At 63.5% G+C, this 22686-nt stretch carries 20 protein-coding genes and 1 pseudogene; 19 read left to right on the forward strand and 2 right to left on the reverse strand.

Going from position 1 to position 22686, the window contains the following annotated elements:
- Positions 1-110 precede the first annotated feature (110 nt).
- From BLR94_RS18960 to BLR94_RS19020, 14 genes and pseudogenes are all read left to right on the forward strand, one after another.
- Entirely contained in the window at positions 111-1004 is an 894-nt protein-coding gene (locus BLR94_RS18960; RefSeq protein WP_084307609.1) for a LysR family transcriptional regulator, read from the forward strand.
- Between the two features lie 567 nt (positions 1005-1571).
- On the forward strand, positions 1572-2771 hold the full coding sequence (locus tag BLR94_RS18965) for an acyl-CoA dehydrogenase family protein (protein WP_084307608.1): 1200 nt from the start codon (positions 1572-1574) through the stop codon (positions 2769-2771).
- On the forward strand, positions 2768-3718 hold the full coding sequence (locus BLR94_RS18970) for a D-isomer specific 2-hydroxyacid dehydrogenase family protein (RefSeq protein ID WP_084307607.1): 951 nt from the start codon (positions 2768-2770) through the stop codon (positions 3716-3718). Before BLR94_RS18965 ends, BLR94_RS18970 begins: the two co-directional genes overlap by 4 nt.
- 31 nt (positions 3719-3749) lie before the next feature.
- Entirely contained in the window at positions 3750-4544 is a 795-nt protein-coding gene (locus tag BLR94_RS18975; protein WP_042552534.1) for a class II aldolase/adducin family protein, read from the forward strand.
- An 82-nt stretch (positions 4545-4626) separates the two neighbouring features.
- Positions 4627-5385: pseudogene (locus tag BLR94_RS18980) on the forward strand (ABC transporter permease); the annotation flags it as partial.
- 3 nt (positions 5386-5388) lie between these two features.
- Positions 5389-6183 (forward strand): ABC transporter ATP-binding protein, encoded by a 795-nt coding sequence (locus BLR94_RS18985; RefSeq protein WP_084307605.1) that lies wholly within the window; start codon positions 5389-5391, stop codon positions 6181-6183.
- A 15-nt stretch (positions 6184-6198) separates the two neighbouring features.
- The gene (locus BLR94_RS28225; protein ID WP_257026851.1) at positions 6199-6330 is read left to right on the forward strand and encodes a hypothetical protein; all 132 of its coding nucleotides are present in this window, start codon (positions 6199-6201) and stop codon (positions 6328-6330) included.
- A gap of 202 nt (positions 6331-6532) precedes the next feature.
- On the forward strand, positions 6533-9040 hold the full coding sequence (locus BLR94_RS18990) for a TonB-dependent receptor plug domain-containing protein (protein ID WP_084307604.1): 2508 nt from the start codon (positions 6533-6535) through the stop codon (positions 9038-9040).
- An 86-nt stretch (positions 9041-9126) separates the two neighbouring features.
- Positions 9127-10755 carry an ABC transporter substrate-binding protein gene (locus BLR94_RS18995; protein ID WP_084307603.1) on the forward strand — a complete coding sequence of 543 codons (1629 nt, stop codon included), beginning with the start codon at positions 9127-9129 and terminating at the stop codon, positions 10753-10755.
- Entirely contained in the window at positions 10752-11702 is a 951-nt protein-coding gene (locus tag BLR94_RS19000) for an ABC transporter permease (RefSeq protein ID WP_084307602.1), read from the forward strand. Before BLR94_RS18995 ends, BLR94_RS19000 begins: the two co-directional genes overlap by 4 nt.
- 2 nt (positions 11703-11704) lie before the next feature.
- Positions 11705-12607, forward strand: a complete 903-nt coding sequence (locus tag BLR94_RS19005) for an ABC transporter permease (protein WP_090423743.1) — start codon at positions 11705-11707, stop codon at positions 12605-12607.
- Positions 12604-14235 carry a dipeptide ABC transporter ATP-binding protein gene (locus BLR94_RS19010; RefSeq protein WP_084307601.1) on the forward strand — a complete coding sequence of 544 codons (1632 nt, stop codon included), beginning with the start codon at positions 12604-12606 and terminating at the stop codon, positions 14233-14235. Before BLR94_RS19005 ends, BLR94_RS19010 begins: the two co-directional genes overlap by 4 nt.
- Before the next feature lie 8 nt (positions 14236-14243).
- Positions 14244-14714 carry a bleomycin resistance protein gene (locus tag BLR94_RS19015; RefSeq protein WP_084307600.1) on the forward strand — a complete coding sequence of 157 codons (471 nt, stop codon included), beginning with the start codon at positions 14244-14246 and terminating at the stop codon, positions 14712-14714.
- Entirely contained in the window at positions 14711-14986 is a 276-nt protein-coding gene (locus BLR94_RS19020) for a nucleotidyltransferase domain-containing protein (protein WP_208601354.1), read from the forward strand. The genes BLR94_RS19015 and BLR94_RS19020 overlap by 4 nt, the downstream gene beginning before the upstream one ends.
- Before the next feature lie 218 nt (positions 14987-15204).
- Here the strand turns inward: BLR94_RS19020 and BLR94_RS19025 are convergent, their stop codons facing one another.
- Positions 15205-15603, reverse strand: coding sequence for a hypothetical protein (locus tag BLR94_RS19025; protein WP_084307599.1), 399 nt, complete (start codon positions 15601-15603; stop codon positions 15205-15207).
- A gap of 141 nt (positions 15604-15744) precedes the next feature.
- Entirely contained in the window at positions 15745-16713 is a 969-nt protein-coding gene (locus BLR94_RS19030; RefSeq protein WP_084307598.1) for a LysR family transcriptional regulator, read from the reverse strand.
- A 150-nt stretch (positions 16714-16863) separates the two neighbouring features.
- On the opposite strand from BLR94_RS19030, the gene BLR94_RS19035 reads away from it, so the two are divergent.
- From BLR94_RS19035 to BLR94_RS19055, 5 genes are all read left to right on the forward strand, one after another.
- Positions 16864-18159 (forward strand): MFS transporter, encoded by a 1296-nt coding sequence (locus BLR94_RS19035; protein WP_084307597.1) that lies wholly within the window; start codon positions 16864-16866, stop codon positions 18157-18159.
- Between the two features lie 12 nt (positions 18160-18171).
- Positions 18172-18927 (forward strand): class II aldolase/adducin family protein, encoded by a 756-nt coding sequence (locus BLR94_RS19040; protein WP_084307596.1) that lies wholly within the window; start codon positions 18172-18174, stop codon positions 18925-18927.
- Positions 18924-19853: a 2-hydroxyacid dehydrogenase gene (locus BLR94_RS19045; protein WP_084307595.1), complete on the forward strand. Its 930-nt coding sequence runs from the start codon at positions 18924-18926 to the stop codon at positions 19851-19853. Before BLR94_RS19040 ends, BLR94_RS19045 begins: the two co-directional genes overlap by 4 nt.
- 75 nt (positions 19854-19928) lie before the next feature.
- The gene (locus BLR94_RS19050) at positions 19929-21158 is read left to right on the forward strand and encodes a Zn-dependent hydrolase (protein WP_084307594.1); all 1230 of its coding nucleotides are present in this window, start codon (positions 19929-19931) and stop codon (positions 21156-21158) included.
- A 146-nt stretch (positions 21159-21304) separates the two neighbouring features.
- A complete protein-coding gene (locus BLR94_RS19055) occupies positions 21305-22639 on the forward strand; it encodes an MFS transporter (RefSeq protein ID WP_084307593.1) in 1335 nt (444 codons plus the stop codon).
- Positions 22640-22686 lie beyond the last annotated feature (47 nt).

Genomic DNA, 22686 nt, shown 5'->3' on the forward strand with positions numbered 1-22686 from the left:
CCTGCGGACAAGTCATCGGCGGTTATCGGGCAAAATCATGTGACCCGCTCCTGAAAAGCCGATTATTCTATCGAGGCATTTTTCCTGCCCTTAATATGTGAGTACCAGAGATGAAGATCGATGACATGGATGCATTCGTCGCCGTCATCCGCTGTCAATCGACCAAGCTGGCCGCCGATGCACTGCAACTGACCCAGCCGGCGATCACCCGGCGCGTGCAGAATTTCGAGGAAGACCTGGGCGCCAATCTGCTCGACCGCAATACCAAGCCGCTCAAGCCGACGCCCATGGGCCTGCGCGTTTACGACCAATGCAAGGCGATCCTGCGCGAGATCGATTCGCTGCGCGAACTGGTCGCCAGCGACGGTTCGCCCAGCGGCTCCCTGCGCCTGGGGGTGCCACAGACCATCAGCGACGTGGTGCTGCTCGACGCCCTGCAGCAGATCCGCGAAACCTTCCCGGAACTGAAGACCCAGGTGATCAACGGCTGGGGCAGCAGCCTGATCGCGCGCATGGAGAACGGCGAGCTGGATGCCGCCGCCGCGCTGTTTCCCGCCGGCAAGATTTTCCCGGAAGGCATCGCCAGCCGCTCCATCGGCCGCATGCCGCTGCAGGTGGTAGCCGCCAAGGGCGCGATGCGCAAGCGCAACTGCAAGCTCAAGGACTGCTACCAGCAGGGCTGGGTGCTCAACCCCGATGGCTGTGGTTTCCGCGCCGGTCTGCAACGGGCGCTGTCCGAGCAGGGCCTGTCGTTGCAGATCAACCTGGAAACCTTCGGCACCGAGCTGCAACTGGGCCTGGTCGCCAGCGGCTTGGGCTTCGGCCTGGTGCCGGCACCGTTGCTCGAACGCAGCGGCCACCGCGAGCAGCTCGATGTGATCAGCGTCGGCGATTTCAAGCCGATGATCGACCTCTGGCTGCTGCAACCGCAATACCTCGGCAATCTGCAGGATGCCGTGAACCTGTTCAGCGACGTCGCCGCCGAGCGCTTGCGCCCGCAATAACGCCGGATTGCATCGACCAGGCACCCGGGCCTTTCGCTCCTGGGTGTCGCTTCTCGACCTGGGCTACGGGTCATGAAGCGACCGCGTATTTCGCCGCATCCCCGTGGCCCAATGAAATGGAAGCCTCCCTCCTGGCGTCGATGCGCCAGACTGAGGTGACGAAGTCTGCAGGGTGGACAATGCTTTTTTGTCCACCATTGCGATCTGCAGCGATGGGTGGTTCTGGCCGCACAGTTGCAGCGTCGTCCATCCAGCGGCCGTCCGCTGTCGCATCGCACCGAGGCGCGCTTGTGCGCCAGCGCCACCGGGCCCTGCCGCGCGACGATACTGACCGATACCCGACAACGGGTCGAACCGACAAGCGCCAGCCGGGCACCCTGAAAAATTCCATAAACGCATAACGATAAAATCTTTAATTCAGGAAAGCTGATAATTAGCTTAGAACCAAAAAGACTTTTACAGCGCAAAGCTATAAGAATACGGTCTCATCCAGGCTACCTCACCACCCTGGGGCGCTCAGAAAACCACAGGCATTTGCCTGCCCTCTGCGCCCGTGATGAGAAAGCCATGACGCTCCCCGCCCACCCCCTCACCGCCGTCGACAGCCGCCACCGCCTGACTGGCGGCGACCCGCGTTTCGCCGAGCTGCTCGCCGGGGTCACCGCGACGCTCGCCGCCAGCGCCGCTGACTACGACCGCAGCGGGGCCTTTCCCGCCGAGAATTTCGCCCTGCTGCACCGCCATGGTCTGCTCGCGCTGACCGTCCCGCGCTCGCTGGGCGGCGCCGGCGGCGACCTGGCCACCACACGCCAGGTGATCAGCGCGGTGGCCAAGGGCGAGCCGTCCACGGCGTTGATTCTGGTCATGCAGTACCTGCAGCACTTCCGCCTGCAGCAGAACCCCGACTGGCCCGAGCATCTGCGCCACCAGGTGGGTATCGATGCGGTGGAAAACGGCGCGCTGATCAACGCCTTTCGTGTCGAACCCGAACTCGGCACGCCGGCGCGCGGTGGTCTGCCAGCGACCACTGCCCGGCGTACCCGCGAAGGCTGGCGCCTGAGCGGCCGCAAGATCTATTCGACCGGCAGTCACGGCCTGACCTGGTACCTGGTGTGGGCACGCAGCGACGATGCCGACCCGCTGGTTGGCGGCTACCTGGTACATCGCGACAGCCCCGGCATTCGTATCGTCGAGGACTGGGACCACTTGGGCATGCGCGCCACCTGCAGCCATGAAGTGCAGTTCGACGACGTGCTGATCCCCCTCGATCACGCCGTCAGCGTCAGCCCGTGGAGTGCCCCGAGGCCGGAACTGGACGGTGAAGGCATGTTGTGGATGTCGGTATTGCTGCCAGCCATCTACGATGGCGTCGCCCAGGCGGCGCGGGACTGGCTGGTGGGTTTTCTCGAACAACGCACGCCGTCCAACCTCGGCGCACCGCTCTCCAGCCTGCCGCGCTTTCAAGAGATCGTCGGGCGCATCGATACCCTGCTGTTCGCCAACCGCACCCTGCTCGATTCGGCTGCCGCAGGCCAGGTCGAGGCAGCGCACGCCGGGCAGATCAAGCAACTGGTGAGCAGCAACGCCATACGTGCCGTGGAGCTCGCCATCGAGGCATCCGGCAACCCGGGGCTGTCACGCAAGAACCCGCTGGAGCGGCATTTCCGTGACGTGCTGTGCAGCCGCATCCATACCCCGCAGGACGACGTGGCGCTCAGCGCCGTCGGCCGCAGCGCCTTCGCCCAGGCCAGGGAGGCAGCACGATGAGCCAGACCATCGTCAGCCAACTGGATGCCGAGGCCAATGCCTATCTGCGCGAGCGCCTGCCGCAGCAGCGCATCGTCGAAATCCCCTTTGGCCCGGAAGGCCTGGCGCAGATTCCCGCTGACGCCAGCACGCTGATCGTACGCCCCATCAACGTCCGCGGCGTCGAACTCAAGGACGCTCCAGTCGGCTGGCCGTGGTCGTTGCAGTGGGTGCAACTGGCCTCCTCCGGCATCGATTTCTACCCGCACTGGCTGTTCGACGTAGAGCAGGTTGCCAGCGCCAAGGGTGCCAACGCCAACCCTGTCGCCGAATTCGCCCTGGCGGCGATCTTCAGTGCAGCCAAGCAGCTTCCGGACATCTGGGTAAAGAACGACGATTGGCACTTCACCTACCTGCAGCCGGTCAAGGACGCGACCCTGGGCATTCTGGGCCTCGGCTCGATTGGCCAGGGCCTGGCGCACAAGGCGCTGGCCCTGGGCATGCGCGTCATCGCCCTGGGTCGCCCTGGCCACGCCATCGCCGAGATCCCCGGCATCGAGGCCGCCCGCGACATTCACCATCTGTTCGCCGAAGCCGACCACCTGGTGGTGGTGGCGCCGCTGACCGCGGATACCCGCCACCTGCTCGACCGCGACGTGCTGGGCAGCGCCAAACCTGGCCTGCACCTGATCAACCTGGCTCGTGGGGGCCTGCTCGATCAGAACGCCCTGCTCGAGGCGCTGGACAACGGCAGCATCGGCCGCGCCACCCTGGATGTCACCGACCCCGAGCCGCTACCGAACGATCACCCGCTGTACCTGCATCCGCGGGTACGTATCTCACCCCACACCAGTGCCCTGTCCACCGATGGAAAGCGCAAGTTCGTCGACGATTTCGTCGCCAACTTCCAGCGTTTCCAGGCGCAAGCGCAACTGGAAAACCTCGTCGATATCAGACGCGGTTACTGAACAGACAGCCCACCAGGGCCTGGAGATTGCCATGAGTTCACTCGCTACCCTGCACAGCATTCCTTCCGTCCAGGAGCGCGTCAGCCCTGAAGAATGGGAAGTGCGCGTCAAGCTGGCTGCCGCCTACCAGTTGGCTGCGCTGTTTCGCTGGACGGATCATATCTACACGCACTTCTCCGCCCGTGTGCCGGGGCCGGACGAACACTTCCTGATCAACGCCTTCGGCCTGCTGTTCGACGAGATCACCGCGTCCAACCTGGTCAAGGTGGATGTCGACGGCACCATCATCGACGACCCGCTGAACCTGGGTATCAACCAGGCCGGTTACGTGATCCACAGCGCCATCCACCGCGCGCGCCCGGATCTGCAGGCCGTGCTGCACACCCATACCCGTGATGGCGCAGCGGTATCCGCCCAGCGCGGCGGGCTGCTGCCGCTCTCGCAGCATGCCCTGGGCTTCTACAGCCGCGTGAAGTACCACGACTACGAAGGCGTGGCGCTGGATCTGGACGAGCAGGAGCGCCTGGTTGCCGACCTCGGCGACAGCAACATCTTCATCCTGCGCAACCATGGCCTGCTCACCGGCGGCATCAGCGTCGAACACGCCTTCCGCGAGCTGCATGGGCTGGAACGCGCCTGCAACATCCAGATCGCCGCACAGGCCGGCGGCAATGCCGATCTGCTGCATGCCCCCGCCGAGGCCATCGAGAAGGTTCGCCAGCAATCGGCGCGTTTTTCCGATGGCAAGGGGCCGGGCATCAAGCTGCACTGGGACGCGCTGATTCGCCAGCTCGAACGGGCTTCAGGCCAGAGCTACAAGCACTGATCAGCGGGAGACCTCCATGACCAACGCCAGCACCATCACCGTGAGCCATACGGTACAGCCCGCTCGCCGCAGCAAATGGACCACGCCGGATTTCGTTCTGCGCCTGATCAGCCCCCTGGCCATTCTGCTGCTCTGGGAAATCGCCTCGCGGGCCGGACTGATTCCAGCCCGCGTGATCGCCGCCCCCAGCGAGATCAGCGGCACCCTCTGGGAATTGACGCGCAGCGGCGAACTGCTGCGCCACCTGCTGGTATCACTGCAGCGGGCCGTGACCGGCCTCGGCATCGGCGTGGCGATCGGCGTTACCGCAGCGCTGATCACCGGCCTGTCGAAACGTGGCGAAATCGCCCTCGACTCCCCCATGCAGATGCTGCGCACCATCCCGTCTCTGGCCCTGGTGCCGCTGTTCATCCTGTGGTTCGGCATTGGTGAATTCACCAAGGTGGCGCTGATCGTCATGGGCACCACCTTTCCGATCTACCTCAACCTGTTCGCCGGCATCCGCAATATCGACCCGAAGTTGATCGAAGCGGCCAATACCCTGGGGCTGAACCGTCGCGAACTCATCTGGCACGTGATTCTGCCTGGCGCCCTGCCCTCGTTCTTCGTCGGCCTGCGTTACTCCCTGGGGATTTCCTGGCTGGCTCTGGTGTTCGTCGAGCAGATCAACACCACCGCCGGTATCGGCTTCCTGGCCAGCGATGCCCGCGACTTCATGCGCACCGACGTGATCGTCATCTGCCTGCTGATCTACAGCCTGCTGGGTCTGCTCATCGACGGCCTGATCCGCACCCTGGAACGCCTGGCGCTGGCCTGGCGCCCCTCGTTCATAAGGACCTGACGCATGAATGCACACAGCAAGATCGACTACTCGCCGGCCGTCAGCCTGCGCGGCGTGGTGCGTCAGTTCGGCGACAACCGGGTGATCGATGAACTGAACCTGGATATCGCCCCCGGCGAGTTCGTCGCCCTGCTCGGGGCCAGCGGCTCCGGCAAGACCACCCTGCTGCGCTCCCTGGCAGGCCTGGACCCCATCGACGGCGGCGAGCTGATCGCCCCGCAAGCCCGCGCTGCGGTATTTCAGGAACCGCGGCTGATGCCCTGGAAACGCGCCTGGAAGAACGTCACCCTCGGCCTGCGCGTGGCCAACCCCAAGGAACGTGCCATCCAGGCGCTGACCGAAGTGGGCCTGGCCCATCGCCTGGAAGCCTTTCCCGCCACCCTGTCCGGCGGTGAATCCCAGCGCGTGGCATTGGCGCGCAGCCTGGTTCGCGAGCCCAAACTGCTGCTGCTCGACGAGCCCTTCGCCGCCCTCGATGCGCTGACCCGCATCCGCATGCACCGGCTGATCATCGACCTGTGGCAAAAGCACACGCCAGCCGTTCTGCTGGTCACCCACGATGTCGACGAAGCCATTCTGCTCGCCGACCGCATCATCGTGCTGCAGGACGGACGCATCGCCGAAGCGCTGCGCGTCGACCTGGGTCGCCCGCGTGACAACGGCCAGACCGGTTTCAACGCCATCCGCACACGCCTGCTGGCACTGCTCGGTGTGGAAAAGGACGACCCGGACAGCCTCGGTCGTGATCACAATCCCTTTCTCGCGTCGGGCTATCCGCTCAGCGCCATCGCAATCTAAGGCAGGAGGTCAGTCATGAAACGCTATCTTTCCCGCCTCGCCAGTCGCCTGCTCGACAACCTGCATGGCGACAGCGTCAGCACACTGATCGGCTGGCCGGGTGTGCCGCCGGCAGACAACGGCGAGCGAATGTGCCGCCAGCGCTGATCGTCTAACCGGATATCCCACCGGACAGACCACGCAAGATCTGGAGCGACCTACCACCGCCTTGTCGCCCCCACCACTGCAAGACAGCCCGCACGTGAAAACGCGCGTCAGGGTTTCGTGCGCCTTGCGTAAGGCAGTGGACACCTTTCCGGGCGCCGCCGCATTGGCTGTCGCCCCAGCCTTTCAGACAGGGACAAGCGCCATGGCAACACCTTTTTCCAGCACACGCCTGCGCCATCTGCGCAGCGCCCCGGCTCGCGCAGGCATGACCTTATCGGTGCTTTCACTGGCCTGCCTGTTGGCGCCCAGCGTGCAGGCGCAGAGCAGCGAAACACGCCTGGAAACCGTCAACGTGATCTCCACCGGCATCCGCGGGCAGCAACGCACGGTTGCCGACAGCCCGACGCCAATCGACATCATCAACAGCGAGCAACTGCTCAAGACCGGGCGCGCCGAGCTCTCCGAAGCGATTTCCAAGCTGCTGCCCTCGTTCAACTTCGGCACCAACATCGCCGGGGTCAACTCATCGATTCGCCCGCTGAGCAACCGTGGCCTCGGCCCGGCCTACACGCTGGTCCTGGTCAACGGCAAACGCCGTCATAACGGCGCTGCACCCGCCAATGGCAGCACCGATAACAGCGGCGCGAATGCCGTGGACATCGATCAGATCCCGGTCAGTGCCGTCTCGCACATCGAAGTGCTCAAGGACAGCGCCGCCGCCCAGTACGGCTCGGACGCCGTCGCCGGGGTGATCAATATCATCCTCAAGGGCAATACCTCCGGTGGCCATGTGGAGACCAGCTACGGGAAGCTCTTCTCCGGCCAGGGCGAAACCATTAAAACCGCCGCCGACCACGGCTTCGCGCTGGGCAGCGACGGGGGCTTTGTGCACCTTTCCGCAGATGCGCGCAAGCGCGGCACGGCGACCTGGGTCGGGAAGTCGCCGAGCACCGTCCAAGCCTACTTCGAGCCTGAACGTCAGGCGGCCTGGGATCGAGTGAGCACCAAGAATGGCGACCCCGATCTGAAGGCCTTCAACCTGGCTTACAACGCCGAACTGCCATTGGCCGAAGATCTTAAACTGTACTCCTATGCGACCTACGGCGAGCGCAAAACCGAGGCGCTGAATCAGTTGCGCACGGCCAGGGGCGCGGCCTCGATCCCCGAACTGTTCCCAGACGGCTACTACCCGCTGAACAACCTCAAGGATACGGATTACCAGTTTCTGTTTGGCGGCAAAGGCAACGTGGCGGACTGGGATTGGGATCTGTCCACCACCTACGGCCGCAACAAGATCGAGCATTCCAGCGACCTGACCATCAACCCCACCTATGGCGCCGCATCACCCACCTCCTGGGATGACCTGGCCAGCCTGCAGTTCGAACAGTGGGTCAACAATTTCGATGTCACCCGCTCCTTCGAGGGGTTGTTTGGCCTGTCTCTGCCGACTCAGGTCTCTGCAGGCCTGGAGCATCGCTGGGAGCGTTTCCAGACGTTCGCTGGCAGTGATCCACGTGCCTGGAGTGTCGGCCCCTATACCTTCCCAGCCGGCAGTCAGCAGAATGCCGCCAACGGCGCGCAGCCATCGGTCGGCGCCCAGGCTGTCGTGGCCATTCGCCCGGAGGATGAAGCCGACATCAAACGCAACAACCTCGCAGGCTATCTGGATTTCGGCTTCGACCTCAGTGAGCGCTGGTACCTGGGCCTTGCAGGCCGACTCGAGCACTATGACGACATCGAGGAAAACACCTTTAGCTTCAAACTCAATTCGCGCTACGAACTGACCGACCAGGTAGCGCTACGCGGGACGGTTGGCTCGGGCTTCAGGGCGCCGTCTCTGACTCAGTTGGGCTATACCGTTTCCGATAACCGCACCGCTGCAGATGCCAACGGCAACGCGGTCCCGGCCCTGCGCTATACCGCCACGCCGGATAGCGCTCTGGGCCAGGCCTTGGGCGCATCCGATCTGAAGCCGGAAAAGTCGCGCAACCTGGGTCTGGGCGTGACCTGGCAGCCAGCCCCACGCACCAGCTTCACCGCCGACGCCTACCTGATCGACATCGACGATCGCATCGTGCTCAGCGACAACATCGCAGCGCCCGGCGGTGGCGCCGGCCCAATCGGCGACATCCTCGAGTCCGCCGGCGTGGCACGCAATACCTGGGTCAGCTACTACACCAACGCGTTCGACACCCGTACCCGAGGTATCGATCTGGTGGCCGATCACCGCAGTCAGTTCGGTGCCTGGGGCGATGTGCGCTGGAGCGCCGCATTCAACTACAACAAAACCACTGTTCGCGGTAAGCGAGACAACCCGTCGTTCTTGCAGAACGCCGGTATCGAGGTGGCCGGGCATGCCTCCGAAGGTCTGGTGGTCGCCGCCACGCCACGCAGCAAATGGGTACTGGGTGCGAACTGGAACCTGGGCAACTTCGCCGCCAACCTGCAGACCACTCGCTACGGCAAGGTCGAAACCTGGCAGCAGAACGCCGCCCAGGACCGCACCTTTGGAGCCAAGTGGATCACCGATCTGGATCTCTCCTACCTGCTGTTCGACAGCCTGACGGTCAGCGTGGGCGGCACCAACATCTTCAACGTCAAGCCTGACAACAACGGCATCACCCAGGCGGCCTACAAGTACAACTACGGCAGCCCGCCGTTCCACCCTGGCGGCGGCTTCTGGTACACCAAACTCGCTTACGACTTCTGACCATAAGGCCAGATTGCCTACGGGCAGCGCGGCCATTTCGCCTGGAATCCCTGCATGCACCTCATTCAAAATAGTGGGAAGAAGAGATGAAGAAAACCCGCCTTGCGACGCACCTGCTGGCCTCCTGCGCCCTTGCCCTCAGCCTGATCGGCTGCTCGCCCTCCGCTGATGAAGCCGCCAGCAAAACCCTGAACATCGCCTTCTTCGGCGACAACACCACGCTGGTCAGCGTCGATCCCTTCCAGGTGTACTGGCTGGAGCACCGCGTACTGCTGCGCAACGTCGCCGAGTCGCTCACCGATCAGGATCCGGACAGCGGCGAGATCATTCCCTGGCTGGCGAAAAGCTGGGAAATCAGCGACGACGCCCTGACCTATACCTTCCACCTGCGCGACGACGTCACCTTCAGCAACGGCGAGCGCTTCGACGCCAAGGCCGTGAAGACCGCCTTCGACAGCAACAAGGCCTTCGCCACCGAGCTGCCGGCGACCTTCGGCGCGACCTACCTGGCCGGCTACGATCATGCCGAAGTGATCGACGACTTCACCATCAGACTGGTGCTGTCGCGACCCAACGCCGGCTTCCTGCAGGCCACTTCCACCACCAACCTGGCGATCCTCGCCCCCGCCTCCTACGCGCTCAGCGCCAAGGAGCGCTCGCTCGGCAAGATCATCGGCACCGGCCCGTTCGTGCTCGATCACTACACGCCCGAAGTCGGCGCCAAGCTGGTCAAGCGCCAGGGGTACGCCTGGGCGTCGGCCAACGTCAAGAACCGCGGCGAAGCCCATCTGGATGCCGTGGAAATCAGCTACATCCCCGAGGAGAGCGTGCGCAACGGCCTGTTCCTGCAGGGCCAGGCGGATATCCTCTGGCCACGCAATCCGTTCTCCGAAGTGGACCTCAAGCTGCTGCAGTCCAAGGGCGCGACCATCCAGAGCCGCTCCCTGCCGGGACCTGCGCTGAACCTCTACCCCAACACCCGCGGTGAGCGCCTGCTGGCCGACAAGCAGGTGCGCCTGGCGCTGCAGAAAGGCATCGACCGCAAGACCTACGCCAGCACCGTGTACAACGCCGACTTCCCGGTGGTGAAGGGCATCTACGATGTCACCACGCCCTACTTCAAGGACCAGGGCGACAAGCTCGCTTATGACCCTCAGGGTGCCGAGCGACTGCTCGACGCGGCGGGATGGCACAAAGGCGCCGACGGCTATCGCAGCAAGGACGGCAAGCGCCTGAGCCTGAGTTACAACATTCAGGGTGCGGAAACCGCCGGTGACGTGCTGATCCAGGATCAGCTGCGCCAGATCGGCATCGAGCTCAAACTGGCGGTGGTCACTCGTGCCGAGTGGGTAACCACCAACTCTCAGGGCAACTATGACCTGACTTCAACCTACATGACCCGCGCCGATCCGATCATCCTGCAGACCATCCTCGATCCGCGTACCGCCAACAGCTCGACCCTGGCCACCAACCTGTACGAGCCACAGACACTGGACAAGGCCAAGACCCTGTTCGATGCCGGCATCACCGCCACGCAGACCGAGCAACGTGCACAGGCCTATGGTGACCTGCAGGATCTGCTGGTCGACGAGGCATCCGCGTTTCCGATCTACGAGCGCGTCTGGCAGGCCGCCACGGCGCAACGGGTGAAGAACTTCCGCTGGACCGCCGAGGGCTTCGCGCTGCTGGGCGACATCGAGGTCGGTGAACCATGAACCGCTACCTGATCGGCCGGGTCGGCCAGGCCCTGCTGGTGCTATGGGGTGCCTACAGCATCACCTACTTCATCCTCTACCTGCTGCCGGGTGACACCCTGTCGATCATGCTCAGCGCCTCGGGCATGGAGGCCGATGCGCTGTCGGCAGAAGACCTGGCCAAGGCGCAGGCCTACTACGGCCTGGACAAGGGTGTTTTCGAGCAGTACTTCAGCCTGCTCTGGGGCGCGATCCAGGGCGACTTCGGGCAATCGCTGTCGCTCAACCGCCCGGTCAGCGAACTGCTCGTCGAGCGCCTGCCGCAGACTCTGTCGCTGGCCGGCCTGGCCATCGTGCTGTCGCTGATCGGCGGTATCGGCCTGGCCTACCTGACGGCCTACGTGCGCTGGCAGCCCCTGAAAGTGGCGATGGCGCGCCTGCCTTCCCTGGGCTTTTCGGTGCCGGTGTTCTGGATGGGCCTGCTGCTGATCCAGGTGTTCGCCTTCAGCCTCGGCTGGTTCCCGGCCACCGGTAGCCGCGGCTTCGACAGCCTGATCCTGCCGGCCGTGACCCTGGCGATCCCCAGTGCGGCGGTGTACGCCCAGGTACTGCAACGCGGCTTTCAGGGCGTGTGGCAGGAACCCTACATCGCCACGGCCTATGCCAAGGGCCTGAGTCGCTGGCAGGTGCAGGCCCGCCACGGCTTCAAGAACGCCGCCCTGCCGATCCTCACCCTGATCGGCCTGCAGGTGGGCAACACGGTATCCGGTGCGGTGCTGGTGGAGACCATCTTCGCCCGCAACGGTGTCGGCCGCCTCGCTCAGGAGGCGGTACTGCGCCAGGACATTCCGGTGGTGCTGGCGATCGTCGCCGTGTCGGCCGCCGCCTTCGTGCTGGTGAACCTGATCGTCGACCTGCTCTACCCCTGCCTCGATCCGCGCATCGCCCACATGCCAGAGGTGTCCTGACCATGAATGCCGATAGCCGCATTTCCTCGTTGCCTCATTCACCGGCCAGCGTGGCGTTGACCTGGCGGCGCCGCAGCCGCCTGCAACGGGCCAGCGCGGCGCTACGCCCGTTGCTGCGCAAGCCGGGCTTCAGCCTGGCGCTGGCGGTGGTGCTGTTCGCCCTGGTAGCGGCGCTGGTGCCGCAACTGCTGACAGGCTTCGACCCCTACGCGACCTCGCCGACGGACAAACTCACCGCGCCCAACGCGCGGCACTGGTTCGGCACCGATGAGCTGGGCCGCGACCTCTACACCCGCGTTGTCTACGGCTCCAGCCTGTCGGTACAGGCCGCGTTGCTCGCGGTGGGCATCGCCCTGTTCGGCGGGCTCGGCCTCGGCGTGCTGTCCGGCTTCGCCGGCGGGCGTATCGATGCGGTCATCATGCGTTTCGTCGATGTCTTGCTGGCCCTGCCCGGGCTGCTGCTGGCGCTGGCCATCGTCACCGCCATCGGCTTCGGCACCATCCCGGTGGCGATTGCCGTGGGCGTGGGCATCATTCCCGGCTTCGCCCGCACCACCCGCGCCGAAGTGCTGCGCGTCAAGACGTTGCCCTATGTCGAGGCCGCCCGCCTGGGTGGCGCCAGCTGGGGCCGCACCCTGCTGCGGCACATTCTGCCCAACGCCTGGGGCCCGGTGGCGGTACTCGCGACCCTGGACTTCGGCGCAGCCATCCTGGCCACCGCCGGGCTGTCGTTCCTCGGCTTCGGCGCTGCGCCACCGGCCGCGGAATGGGGCACGCTGATCGCCAACGGTCGCCACTTCCTGATCACCGCCCCCTGGGTATCGCTGCTGCCCGGGCTGTTCGTGGTGGCCGTGGTGTTCAGCCTCAACCATATCGCCCGTACCCTCGAGGAGACCCAGCGATGAGCAGCAGCCCACTGATCGACATTCGCAACCTGGCCGTCAGCTACCGCAGCGCCGGGCAGATCACCGAAGCGGTGCGCAACCTGTCGTTTTCCGTGGCCCAGGGTGAAACGGTGGCCATCGTCGGGGAGTCCGGTTCGGGCAAATCGACCCTGGCCAACGCCATTCTCGGCCTGCTGCCCGACAGCGCGGCGATCACCGCTGGCGAGCTGCACGTCGAGGGCGTCGACCTGAGCCACGCCAGCGAGCGGCAAAAGCGCGGCCTGCGTGGTCGGACCATCGGCCTGGTGCCACAGGATCCGATGGTCAGCCTCAACCCGACCCTGCGCATCGGCAAGCAGATCGGCGAAGCGCTGATTCTCGCCCAGGGCCGTCGCTACCCCGGTGTCGATGCCGACGTGATCGAACTGCTCGAGCAGGTCGGTCTGGACAAGCCGGTGTTGCGCGCCCACCAGTATCCACACGAGCTCTCCGGCGGCATGCGTCAGCGCGTGCTGATCGCCATCGCCCTGGCCGGCAACCCGCGGCTGATCATCGCCGACGAGCCGACCAGCGCTCTGGACGTCACCGTGCAACGGCGCATCCTCGACCACTTGCAACGCCTGGTCGCCGAGCGTGGCATTTCCCTGCTGATCATCACTCACGACCTGGGCGTGGCCACGGATCGTGCCGACCGCATTCTGGTGATGAAACAGGGCGAACGGGTCGAACAGGGCCCGCCGCAGCAGATCCTCACGGCGCCTCGGCATGACTACACCCGCGCCCTGATCGCCGCTGCACCGGCCTTTTCCAACCGCCGCAAGGTGCGCCCGCAAGAGCAGGCAGTGGCCGCTAGTACGCCGATCCTGAGCCTGCATAGCGTCGGCAAGCGCTTCGCCCTGCCGCGGGTCAAGGGTGAAGACAGCAGCTTCGTGGCACTGGAAAACCTCAGCCTGCAGGTCTACCCCGGCCAGACCCTGGCCATCGTCGGCGAGTCCGGCTCGGGCAAGAGCACCGCGCTGCGTATCGCGTTGGGCCTGGAGAAACCCAGCCAGGGTCGCGTGCTGTTCGAGCAGCAGGACGTCACCGACCTCAGCTGGCGCGAATTCCGCCCACTGCGCCAACGCATGCAGCTGGTGCAGCAGAACCCCTTCGCCGCCCTCGACCCGCGCTTCACCATCTTCGACAGCATCGTCGAACCACTGGTGTCTTTCGGCCTGCTCAAGGGGCCGGCACTGGAACAGGCCGCACGGGAACTGATCAGCCGTGTGCACCTGCCGGTCAGCTATCTGGATCGCTTGCCCCGCGAGCTCTCCGGCGGCCAGCGCCAGCGCGTCGCCATTGCCCGCGCCCTGGCACTCAAACCCGACCTGGTGCTGCTCGACGAACCGGTCTCGGCACTGGACGTCTCGGTGCAGGCACAGATCCTCGACCTGCTCCTCGAACTGCAGCGCGAGCTGGGCATCGCCTACGTGCTGGTGTCCCACGACCTGTCCGTGGTGGCCAACGTCGCCGACCAGGTGCTGGTACTGCGCAACGGCAAGATGATCGAGCAAGGCCCGGTGAGCCAGGTGTTCGAACACCCCGCCAGCGACTACACCCGTGAACTGATCGCGGCCATTCCGGGCCACCGCATCGCCTTGGCTTCCTGAGCGCAGGTATGGCGAACGCATTGATTCCGGAACTGGCGGTAAGCGATTGGCACATCAGCCGCTCGTTCTACTGCGAACTGATCGGTTTCACCCTGAGCTACGCACGAGCAGAGGAAGGCTTTGCCTTTCTACGCCTGGGTGACGCCGAACTGATGATCGATCAGATCGGCCTGGGGCGAACCTTCGCGGTTGCAGGTGCCGCGTTCGACTATCCGCTCGGTCGCGGGATCAACCTGCAGATCCGCGTTAGCGACGTGGAGGTGATTCTCCAGCGTCTGGCTGCAGCAGGCATCACGCCCTACCTGCCACTGGAAGAACACTGGTACCGGCGTGGCGCTGACGAGGTCGGCAACCGACAGTTCGCGGTTGCCGATCCCGATGGCTACCTGCTGCGGCTCTACCAGGACCTGGGCGAGCGGCCGTTTTCGAGGCCGCACCTCGGACCCGCATCGCCGGCCTGCACAGGAGCGGGTGCATGAGCAACCAGCTACTGCCTTGTCCCGCTACAGCCCTGGTCATCGCCAACCAGCTGTTGCGTACCCGCTATGCAGGCGCATCCTTCGCGTATGTCGCAGGCTCGATCATGCGCGGGCAAGGTACCTACCTTTCCGATATCGACCTTGTGGTCATTTACGATTGCTTGGAGGCCGCGCGTCGTGAATCTTTCATGGCCGATGGGGTTCCGGTGGAGGCGTTCGTCCATGATCGGCAGACCCTGGGCTGGTTTATCGATGCGGACGTGGGTCGCTGACGCCCTAGCCTGCTCAATATGTTTGCGTGGTATTCGGTCGACCAGTGAGGTGATGGCCATTGGCGCCATGCTGCACGCGCGACCATGGGCTCCGGCTACGGCACCTACTCGCCATTTGGCTTCACCGGTGGCTACTACTACACCCGCTTGAGCTATGCGTTCTGAACCCGGCTGGCCCAATGTCGCTCGCGAAGAAGCTGGTGTAGCCGACGCGCTTTTCATCCGCCCTTGCACGTGCAAAGCGGTGGACGGATCGGACCGCGCAGGTGAAACGTCATCCCCCAAGGCATCGGCGATTTCTTGCAAGAAATGCGGCTGCTGCCGCCAAGATAGGCAAAATCACGAGCAGGCTTCAGTCCCCTGACCGATACAGCGAGTGCCAAGGAGCCGGCGACACCATGGAACGCGACGACTCCCCCATCGGCCTGCTGCTCTAACCGGGCCTCACGCAGCTCGACCTGACAGGTCCACTGGAGGTGTCTCGGCGCATCCTGATCTGGAAAGAACTGCAGCCGGTCACCACCGACGGCGGCCTGCACCTGCAGCCGCCCCTGGACATGCTGTGGGTGCCGGGCGGTCCGGGCCAGGTCGAACTGACGGCAGACCCTGGCCTTCATCCGCCATGCCGCTACTTCACCTCGGCAACGAGGACGCCCGGGGACTGCAGTTGCACCAGGAGTACGACCCACAGCCCCCTACTCCTCGGGCCCGCCCAGACAGGCCACGGCCGAATTGCTGGCCAGGCCGATAGCCGCCGCTCAGTCGGGCGTGTGAGCAATGGCCTGACGCAATGCCTCGAGGAATACCCTTTCTGCCCGGCTCATGCGCTGCTCCCGGTTCCACAGCAGGTAGACGTCGACGTCGGCGACCCCCTCGGCCGGTGGCAGGCGCCAGATCAGGCCATTGTGCAGGTCGTTGTCCACCAGGTGCTCGGGCAGGCAGCCGATGCCGTAGCCGGCGATGATCAGTCGGCGGATCTCCTCGAAGCTCGACGAGGAGGCGACGATCTTGCCGGTGAAACCCTGCTGGTCGCGAAACACCGTGAGTGGCGACAGGTTGCCGCCGATCTGGTCGCTGGTGAAGCTGACGAAGTTCTCGCTCTTCAGTGCGTCCATGGACAGCCGGCGCTGGCCGAACAGGCGGTGCTTCTTGCCGCAGAAGAAGGCGTAGCGCTGGCGCATCAGGTGCTGCTGCTCAAGTTTCGGTTGCGGGAAACGGCATAGTCCGACTCCTGCAGTGGCTGTCTTCTGGCTCAGCGAACTCTGGATATCCGAACTACGCATCACCTCAATTTCCAGCTCGACATGCGGATGATCCGAATGGAACTGGGAAAGGAAATCATCGTAGATCGCAGACTGTACCTGACTGATCGACAGCAACCGCACCTTACCGACGATTTCATCGTGAGGCTCTTCCACGGTGGATGCCAACCGCGAAACATTGCCGTAAATCTCCTCGGCGATGCGCAGTACCTCCTCGCCTACCGGTGTGAAATGAAAGCGCGGCCCACGCCGCAGTATCAGCGCACAGTCGAGTTGTTCCTCAAGGCGCTTCAAGGACTGGCTGACCGCTGACTGGGTGATGAAAAGCCGCGCAGCCGCACGGCTGATGCTGCCTTCCTGGCTGATCGCCAGATAGGTGCGCAGCAGGTTCCAGTCTAGGCGATCGTTGAGGAAGCGCCTTCCAGACCATTTCTCCTTAGCATCCGCAGGACCTTCAGCAAACATATCTCACCATTAGTAGCACTGCTAATAAACGACTTAAGTATTAGCAATTTGATTAATCATTGATCGTAAGGGATAAAGCATCCAAGCGCCACAGAGCGCACCCGTGACCGCCTTAACCCTGCCACAACACCAATAAGCCAAGGGCCTTGCATGCAATCCACGAACAGCCAGCCGCGCCGTGCTGCAGCCGCCGCTTTCGTCGGCACCACTATCGAGTTCTACGATTTCTATATTTATGCGACAGCCGCCGCCCTTATCCTCGGTCAGGTATTTTTCCCCAGTGACAACCCCGCGCTGAGCACCCTGGCCGCGTTTGGCAGCTTTGCCGTCGGCTTTATTGCTCGCCCCATGGCTGGCCTCATTTTCGGTCATCTGGGGGATCGCCTGGGGCGCAAGAAGATGTTGCTTTTCACCATGCTGCTAATGGGCTTGGCGACCACAGGCATCGGCCTGCTTCCCAGTTACGCGAGCGCAGGAGTCTGGGCGCCCATTGGTCTGGTGGCACTGCGTATTGTTCAAGGCATCTCCGTTGGCGGGGAATGGGGTGGTGCCGTACTGATGGCCAGCGAACACGCCCCTGAAAAACGCAAAACCTTCTATGCGTCGTTTGCCCAACTGGGCAGCCCCGCCGGGCTCCTGCTGGCCCTGATCGCGTTTCGTCTGGTTACCTCACTTGAACCTGAAGAGTTTGCCGAGTGGGGCTGGCGTCTGCCCTTCCTGGCCAGCGGTGTATTGATGCTGATCGGCCTGGCAATCCGCTTTGGCGTCGGTGAGTCCCCCGAATTCAAGGCTGTCGCCGAGAGGGGCGAGACCGCCAGGTACCCGGTGCTGGAAGTGCTGCGTACCTGCTGGCGGCAGATTCTTTTTGCGGCCCTGGCCGTCACCATCGGTTCGGCAGGCTTTTTCTTCACCAATACCTTCATGATCACCTACGTCACTCAATATCAGGGCATATCGCGCGCCACGATCCTCGATTGCCTGTTCATCGTGACCATACTGCAATTGCTTTCCCAACCCTTGAGCGCATTGCTGGCGGAGCGCATCGGCGAAGGTCGCTTCCTGATGCTTGCCGCGCTGCTATCGATGGCCATGCCCTACCCCATGTTCATCCTGGTCGGCACACAGAACCTGTTGCTGATGACCCTGGGTATCGCCATGGCGGTGATCACCCTGTCGGGCCTATACGCGGTCATCGCCGGCTACATGGCTCAAGCCTTTCCGGCGCACCTGCGCTACAGCGGCATATCCATCGCCTACCAACTGATCTGCGCCATAGCAGGCGGATCCACGCCCATCATCGGCACCTTGCTGGCCACGCATTACGCAGGCCAATGGTTGCCTCTGGCGCTGTTCTTCAGCCTGCTCGCCTCTCTATCACTCGTCGGCGTCTGCGGCTTGGCCCGCCTACGTGGCGATGCCCTCACTGCAGCCCAGACCGTACGTTAACAAGGAGCCCTCATGCCCAAACCCGACAACATCGACTCCGTGGAATGGCAGGCACGCTGCGATCTGGCTGCGCTATACAGACTGGTCGCGTATTTCCGGATGACCGACCTGATCGACACCCATATCACCCTGCGCATCCCCGGCCCCGAGCACCACTTTCTGATCAACCGCTATGGCGTGATATTCGATCGTATGAAAGCCAGCGATCTGGTGCGCATCGATGAGCACGGGACGTTGGTGAACGGTCACCAGGACGGCAGTCGTGTCAATGCCGCAGGTTTCGTGATTCATTCGGCCATCCACATGGCGCGCCCCGACCTGAGTTGCGTGATCCATACCCACACCGCCGCGGGCATGGCGGTGGCGGCCCAGGAACAGGGGCTGCTGCCGATCAGCCAGCACGCCCTGAAGTTCTACGGCAAGCTGGCCTACCACACCTACGAAGGCATTGCCCTGTCCCTGGAGGAACGCGCGCGTCTGATCGCAGACCTCGGTACCCACAAAGCGATGATTCTGCGCAACCATGGCCTGCTTGCCGGGGGTAGCGGCGTAGCCCAGGCCTTCCATGAAATCCATTTTCTGGAGCGTGCCTGCCAGGCCCAGGTTCAAGCGCTGTCAGGCAACAGCAAGCTCGTCTATCCCACTGAAGAGGTCTGCCGGCATACCGCCCGGCAGTTCGAGCGTGATGAAGCCGAAGAAATCATCCAGTTGAGCTGGGCGGCGGCACTGACCCTGATCGAAGACCAGCGCGAGTCCTACTGCTCATGACCACCATCGTTCTGCTGAGCCGCGACAGCGGGCTGCTCGCTCAATTGCAGGCAGCATTCGCCCGGCAGGCGCCCGACCTGCAGGTCGTCCTCGCGGACGATCCACATGCCGTGCATGCGCGGGTCGCCGCGTGCTGGTATCCGCCTGCCGATAGCCTGGGGCGCCTGCCAAAACTCCAACTGGTGCATTCGGTCGCCGCCGGCGTCGATCACCTGGCCACCGACCCCAGCGCCGCCGATGTGCCTACGTGTCGGGTGGTGGATCCGGATCATCGCCAGGGGATGACCGAATACGTGCGCTGGGCCGTCATCCACTATCACCGGGATTTCGACCTGGCAATGGAGCAGCAGCGTCGTAACCAGTGGCAACGACACCCGCAACGGACAGCGGCGCAGTTCAAGGTTGGCGTCATGGGACTTGGTTCTCTGGGCGCTGCGATCGCCAGTGACCTGTCCTCGGCAGGCTATCCGGTACGTGGCTGGGCCCGCAGTTCCCGTGATTTGCCAGGGGTTTCCTGCCACCACGGAGAGAACCAGTTCGCCGCATTTCTCGATGGCCTGGACATGCTGGTCAACCTGCTGCCGCTGACGGATGCCACCCGCCATATCCTCTGCGCGCGCACCTTCAACGCCCTCGCCCGTGGTGCCGCCATCATCAATGGCGGACGCGGCCAGCATCTGCGCATCGACGATCTGCAACAGGCACTCGCCAGTGGCCAGATACGTGGCGCAGTGCTGGACGTTTTCGAGCATGAACCCCTGCCGGCAGATGATCCTCTGTGGCAAACCCCGGGGGTAGTAATCACGCCACACATGGCGTCGGCAGCCTCACACGACTGCATTGCCCAGCAGGTGGCCGAGAACACCCGGCGTCTGCTCGCCAATGAACCCCTGAATAATCTGGTGAACCCGTCGCTGGGATATTGAGCGGCGCAGCAATGCCTCCGCCAGCGTTTTTTTAACGGCCGCCTACGGTCAATCCGTTTTGCAAAGAGGTGCCTGATGGCAGTTTTGAAATGTAATGGCTCCCGCCTGTGGTCGAGCCTGATGGACATGGCCAAAGTGGGTGCCACCGATAAAGGCGGCAACTGCCGCCTGGCGCTTTCGGCCGAAGACAAGGCCGGCCGCGAGCTGTTCATGGGCTGGTGCCGCGAAGCAGGAATGACCATCGCGTTCGATGCCATCGGCAACCTGTTCGCGCGCCGCTCGGGTAACAACGACGACCTTGACCCCATCGTCATGGGCAGCCATCTGGACACCCAGCCAAAGGGTGGCCGTTTCGACGGTATCTACGGCGTGCTCAGCGGTCTGGAAGTGGTGCGCTGCCTGAACGACAACGCAATCGAGAGCCAACGCCCGATTGAAATCGCGGTATGGACCAACGAGGAAGGTGCGCGCTTCACCCCTGCCATGTTCGGTTCGGCGGTGTTCACCGGCAACCTGGCCCTGCGCACCGCGCTGGATACCCGTGATGTGGCAGGGATCAGTGTCGCCCAGGAGCTTGAGGCAACCGGCCATATAGGCAAGCTGCCGTTGCAGCGACCATTCGACGCCTACTTCGAGGCACATATCGAACAAGGCCCGATCCTTGAAGACAACGGTTTGCCAGTAGGCGTGGTAACCGGTGGGCAGGCGATCTGCTGGCTCGACGTGCAGGTTCGTGGGCAAAGCGCGCACGCCGGCACCACGCCCATGAACCTGCGCAAGGACGCCCTGTTCGGGGTTGCCGAGATGTCACTCCAACTGGAAGCCCTGGCCACCGAGTTCGCCCCCAAGGGCCTGGTAACCATAGGCCAGCTGGCTATCGCCAAATCCTCCCGTAACACCATCGCAGGCAACGTGGATTTCACCGTGGATCTGCGTCACCACGAGGACGAGCAGATCGCCCTGATGGAACAGCAGGTACGCGAACGCTTCGCCGCTGTGGTGCACGCCAGAGGCCTGACACTCAGCATCGAACGTCACTGGCTGAGCCCGGCGACGCCGTTTGATGCCGATTGCGTAGGCGCGGTACGCCGTGCGGTCGAAGCCCTCGATTATCCGCATCAGGACATCGTAAGCGGTGCCGGACACGACGCGATTCACCTGGCGCGGCACTGCCCCACCACCATGGTTTTCATTCCCTGTGTGGGTGGGCTGAGCCATAACGAAGCAGAGGATGCACTGCCCGAAGACGTACGTATGGGCTGCGACGTACTGCTCAATGCCATCGTCGAGCGCGTGTTGCGCTGACACTCGAACACCCTGTTCACCAGGGCAGGCACCACCGCCAGTAGAACAATAAACACGCGCTAGGACACGAACGTTAACACCTTGAAAAACACTGCCATTCAATAACTCAATCCGCTGAGCTTGCGCTCATTTTGGAGACATAAGGCATGAAATCCTCTGCGTGCACGACCGACCTGGCAACGCCTCGGGAACAACCGGTCAACATGAAAAAAGTCGCTGTGGCGAGCGTGATTGGCACCACCGTGGAATGGTATGACCTGTTCATCTTTGCCACGGCATCGGCGCTGGTATTCAACAAGATATTCTTTCCCGCGTTCGACGCACTGGTGGGCACCCTGCTCGCATTTGGCACCTTTGCCTCGGCATACGGCGCAAGGATCGTCGGCGCCGCCCTGTTCGGTCACTTCGGTGACAAACTGGGTCGCAAATCGATGCTGCTGATTTCCCTGCTGGCCATGGGGGCGGCAACCTTTGCCATTGGCCTCTTGCCGGACTACGCGAGTATCGGCATCTGGGCGCCGGTTCTGCTACTGACCCTGCGTATCATCCAGGGGCTGGCACTGGGCGGTGAATGGGGCGGTGCGGTACTGATGGCCGTCGAACATGCCCCCGCCCATCAACGCGGCCTGTACGGCTCTTGGGTACAGATCGGGGTGCCTGCGGGCACCATGATTGCCAACCTGGCGTTCCTGGTGATTGCCGCGATGATGAGCCCGGAGGATCTGCTCGCCTGGGGCTGGCGCATTCCGTTCCTGGCCAGTGCATTGCTGATTGCCGTGGGCCTGTACATTCGCCTGAACATCAGCGAAACCCCGGCCTTCAACAAGGCTCAGAAAACCGAGAAACATGTCAGCGTGCCGCTCGCGGAAATCTGCCGCAAGTACTGGAAACAGGTGCTGTTGGGCGGCGTGGCCACCATGTCGACCGGTGCCTCGTTCAACATCATCGTCGCCTTCGGCCTCACCTACGGCACCGCCACACTGGGCTTCAGCCGAACGGCCATGCTCAGCGTGGTACTGGCGTCCTGTGCGTTGTGTATCGCACTGCTGCCAGCCTTCGGCGCGCTCTCCGACAAGATCGGCCGCAAACCAGTGATCATCGGCGGCATCATTGCCGAGGCCGTGGTCGCCTTCCCGATGTTCTGGCTGATGGACACCCGCGAACTGCCCTTCGTGTTCCTGGGCTACATGCTGCTGATGACCGCCTTCGCCGCCAACTACGGCCCCATCGCCACCTTCCTGGCCGAACTTTTCGGTACACGCGTACGCTATTCCGGGCTTTCCGTCGCTTACATGCTGTCCGGCCTGCTGGGCAGCGCGGCGACCCCGATGGTCACCACCGCCCTGCTGGCCTGGACGGGCAAGGGTTCGTCGGTAGCCTGGTACATGATCGGCTCGGCGTTGATTTCGCTGATTGCCCTGCTACTGCTGACGGAAACCTTCAAGCGTGACCTGACACGCGCCTCGACGACAGACGACTGAAAGCGAGCCGCCAGTACGCGGCAGATCCGCCGTGCATGTTCGATGAC

It is taken from the genome of Phytopseudomonas flavescens, assembly GCF_900100535.1.
Classification (GTDB): Bacteria; Pseudomonadota; Gammaproteobacteria; order Pseudomonadales; family Pseudomonadaceae; genus Aquipseudomonas; species Aquipseudomonas flavescens.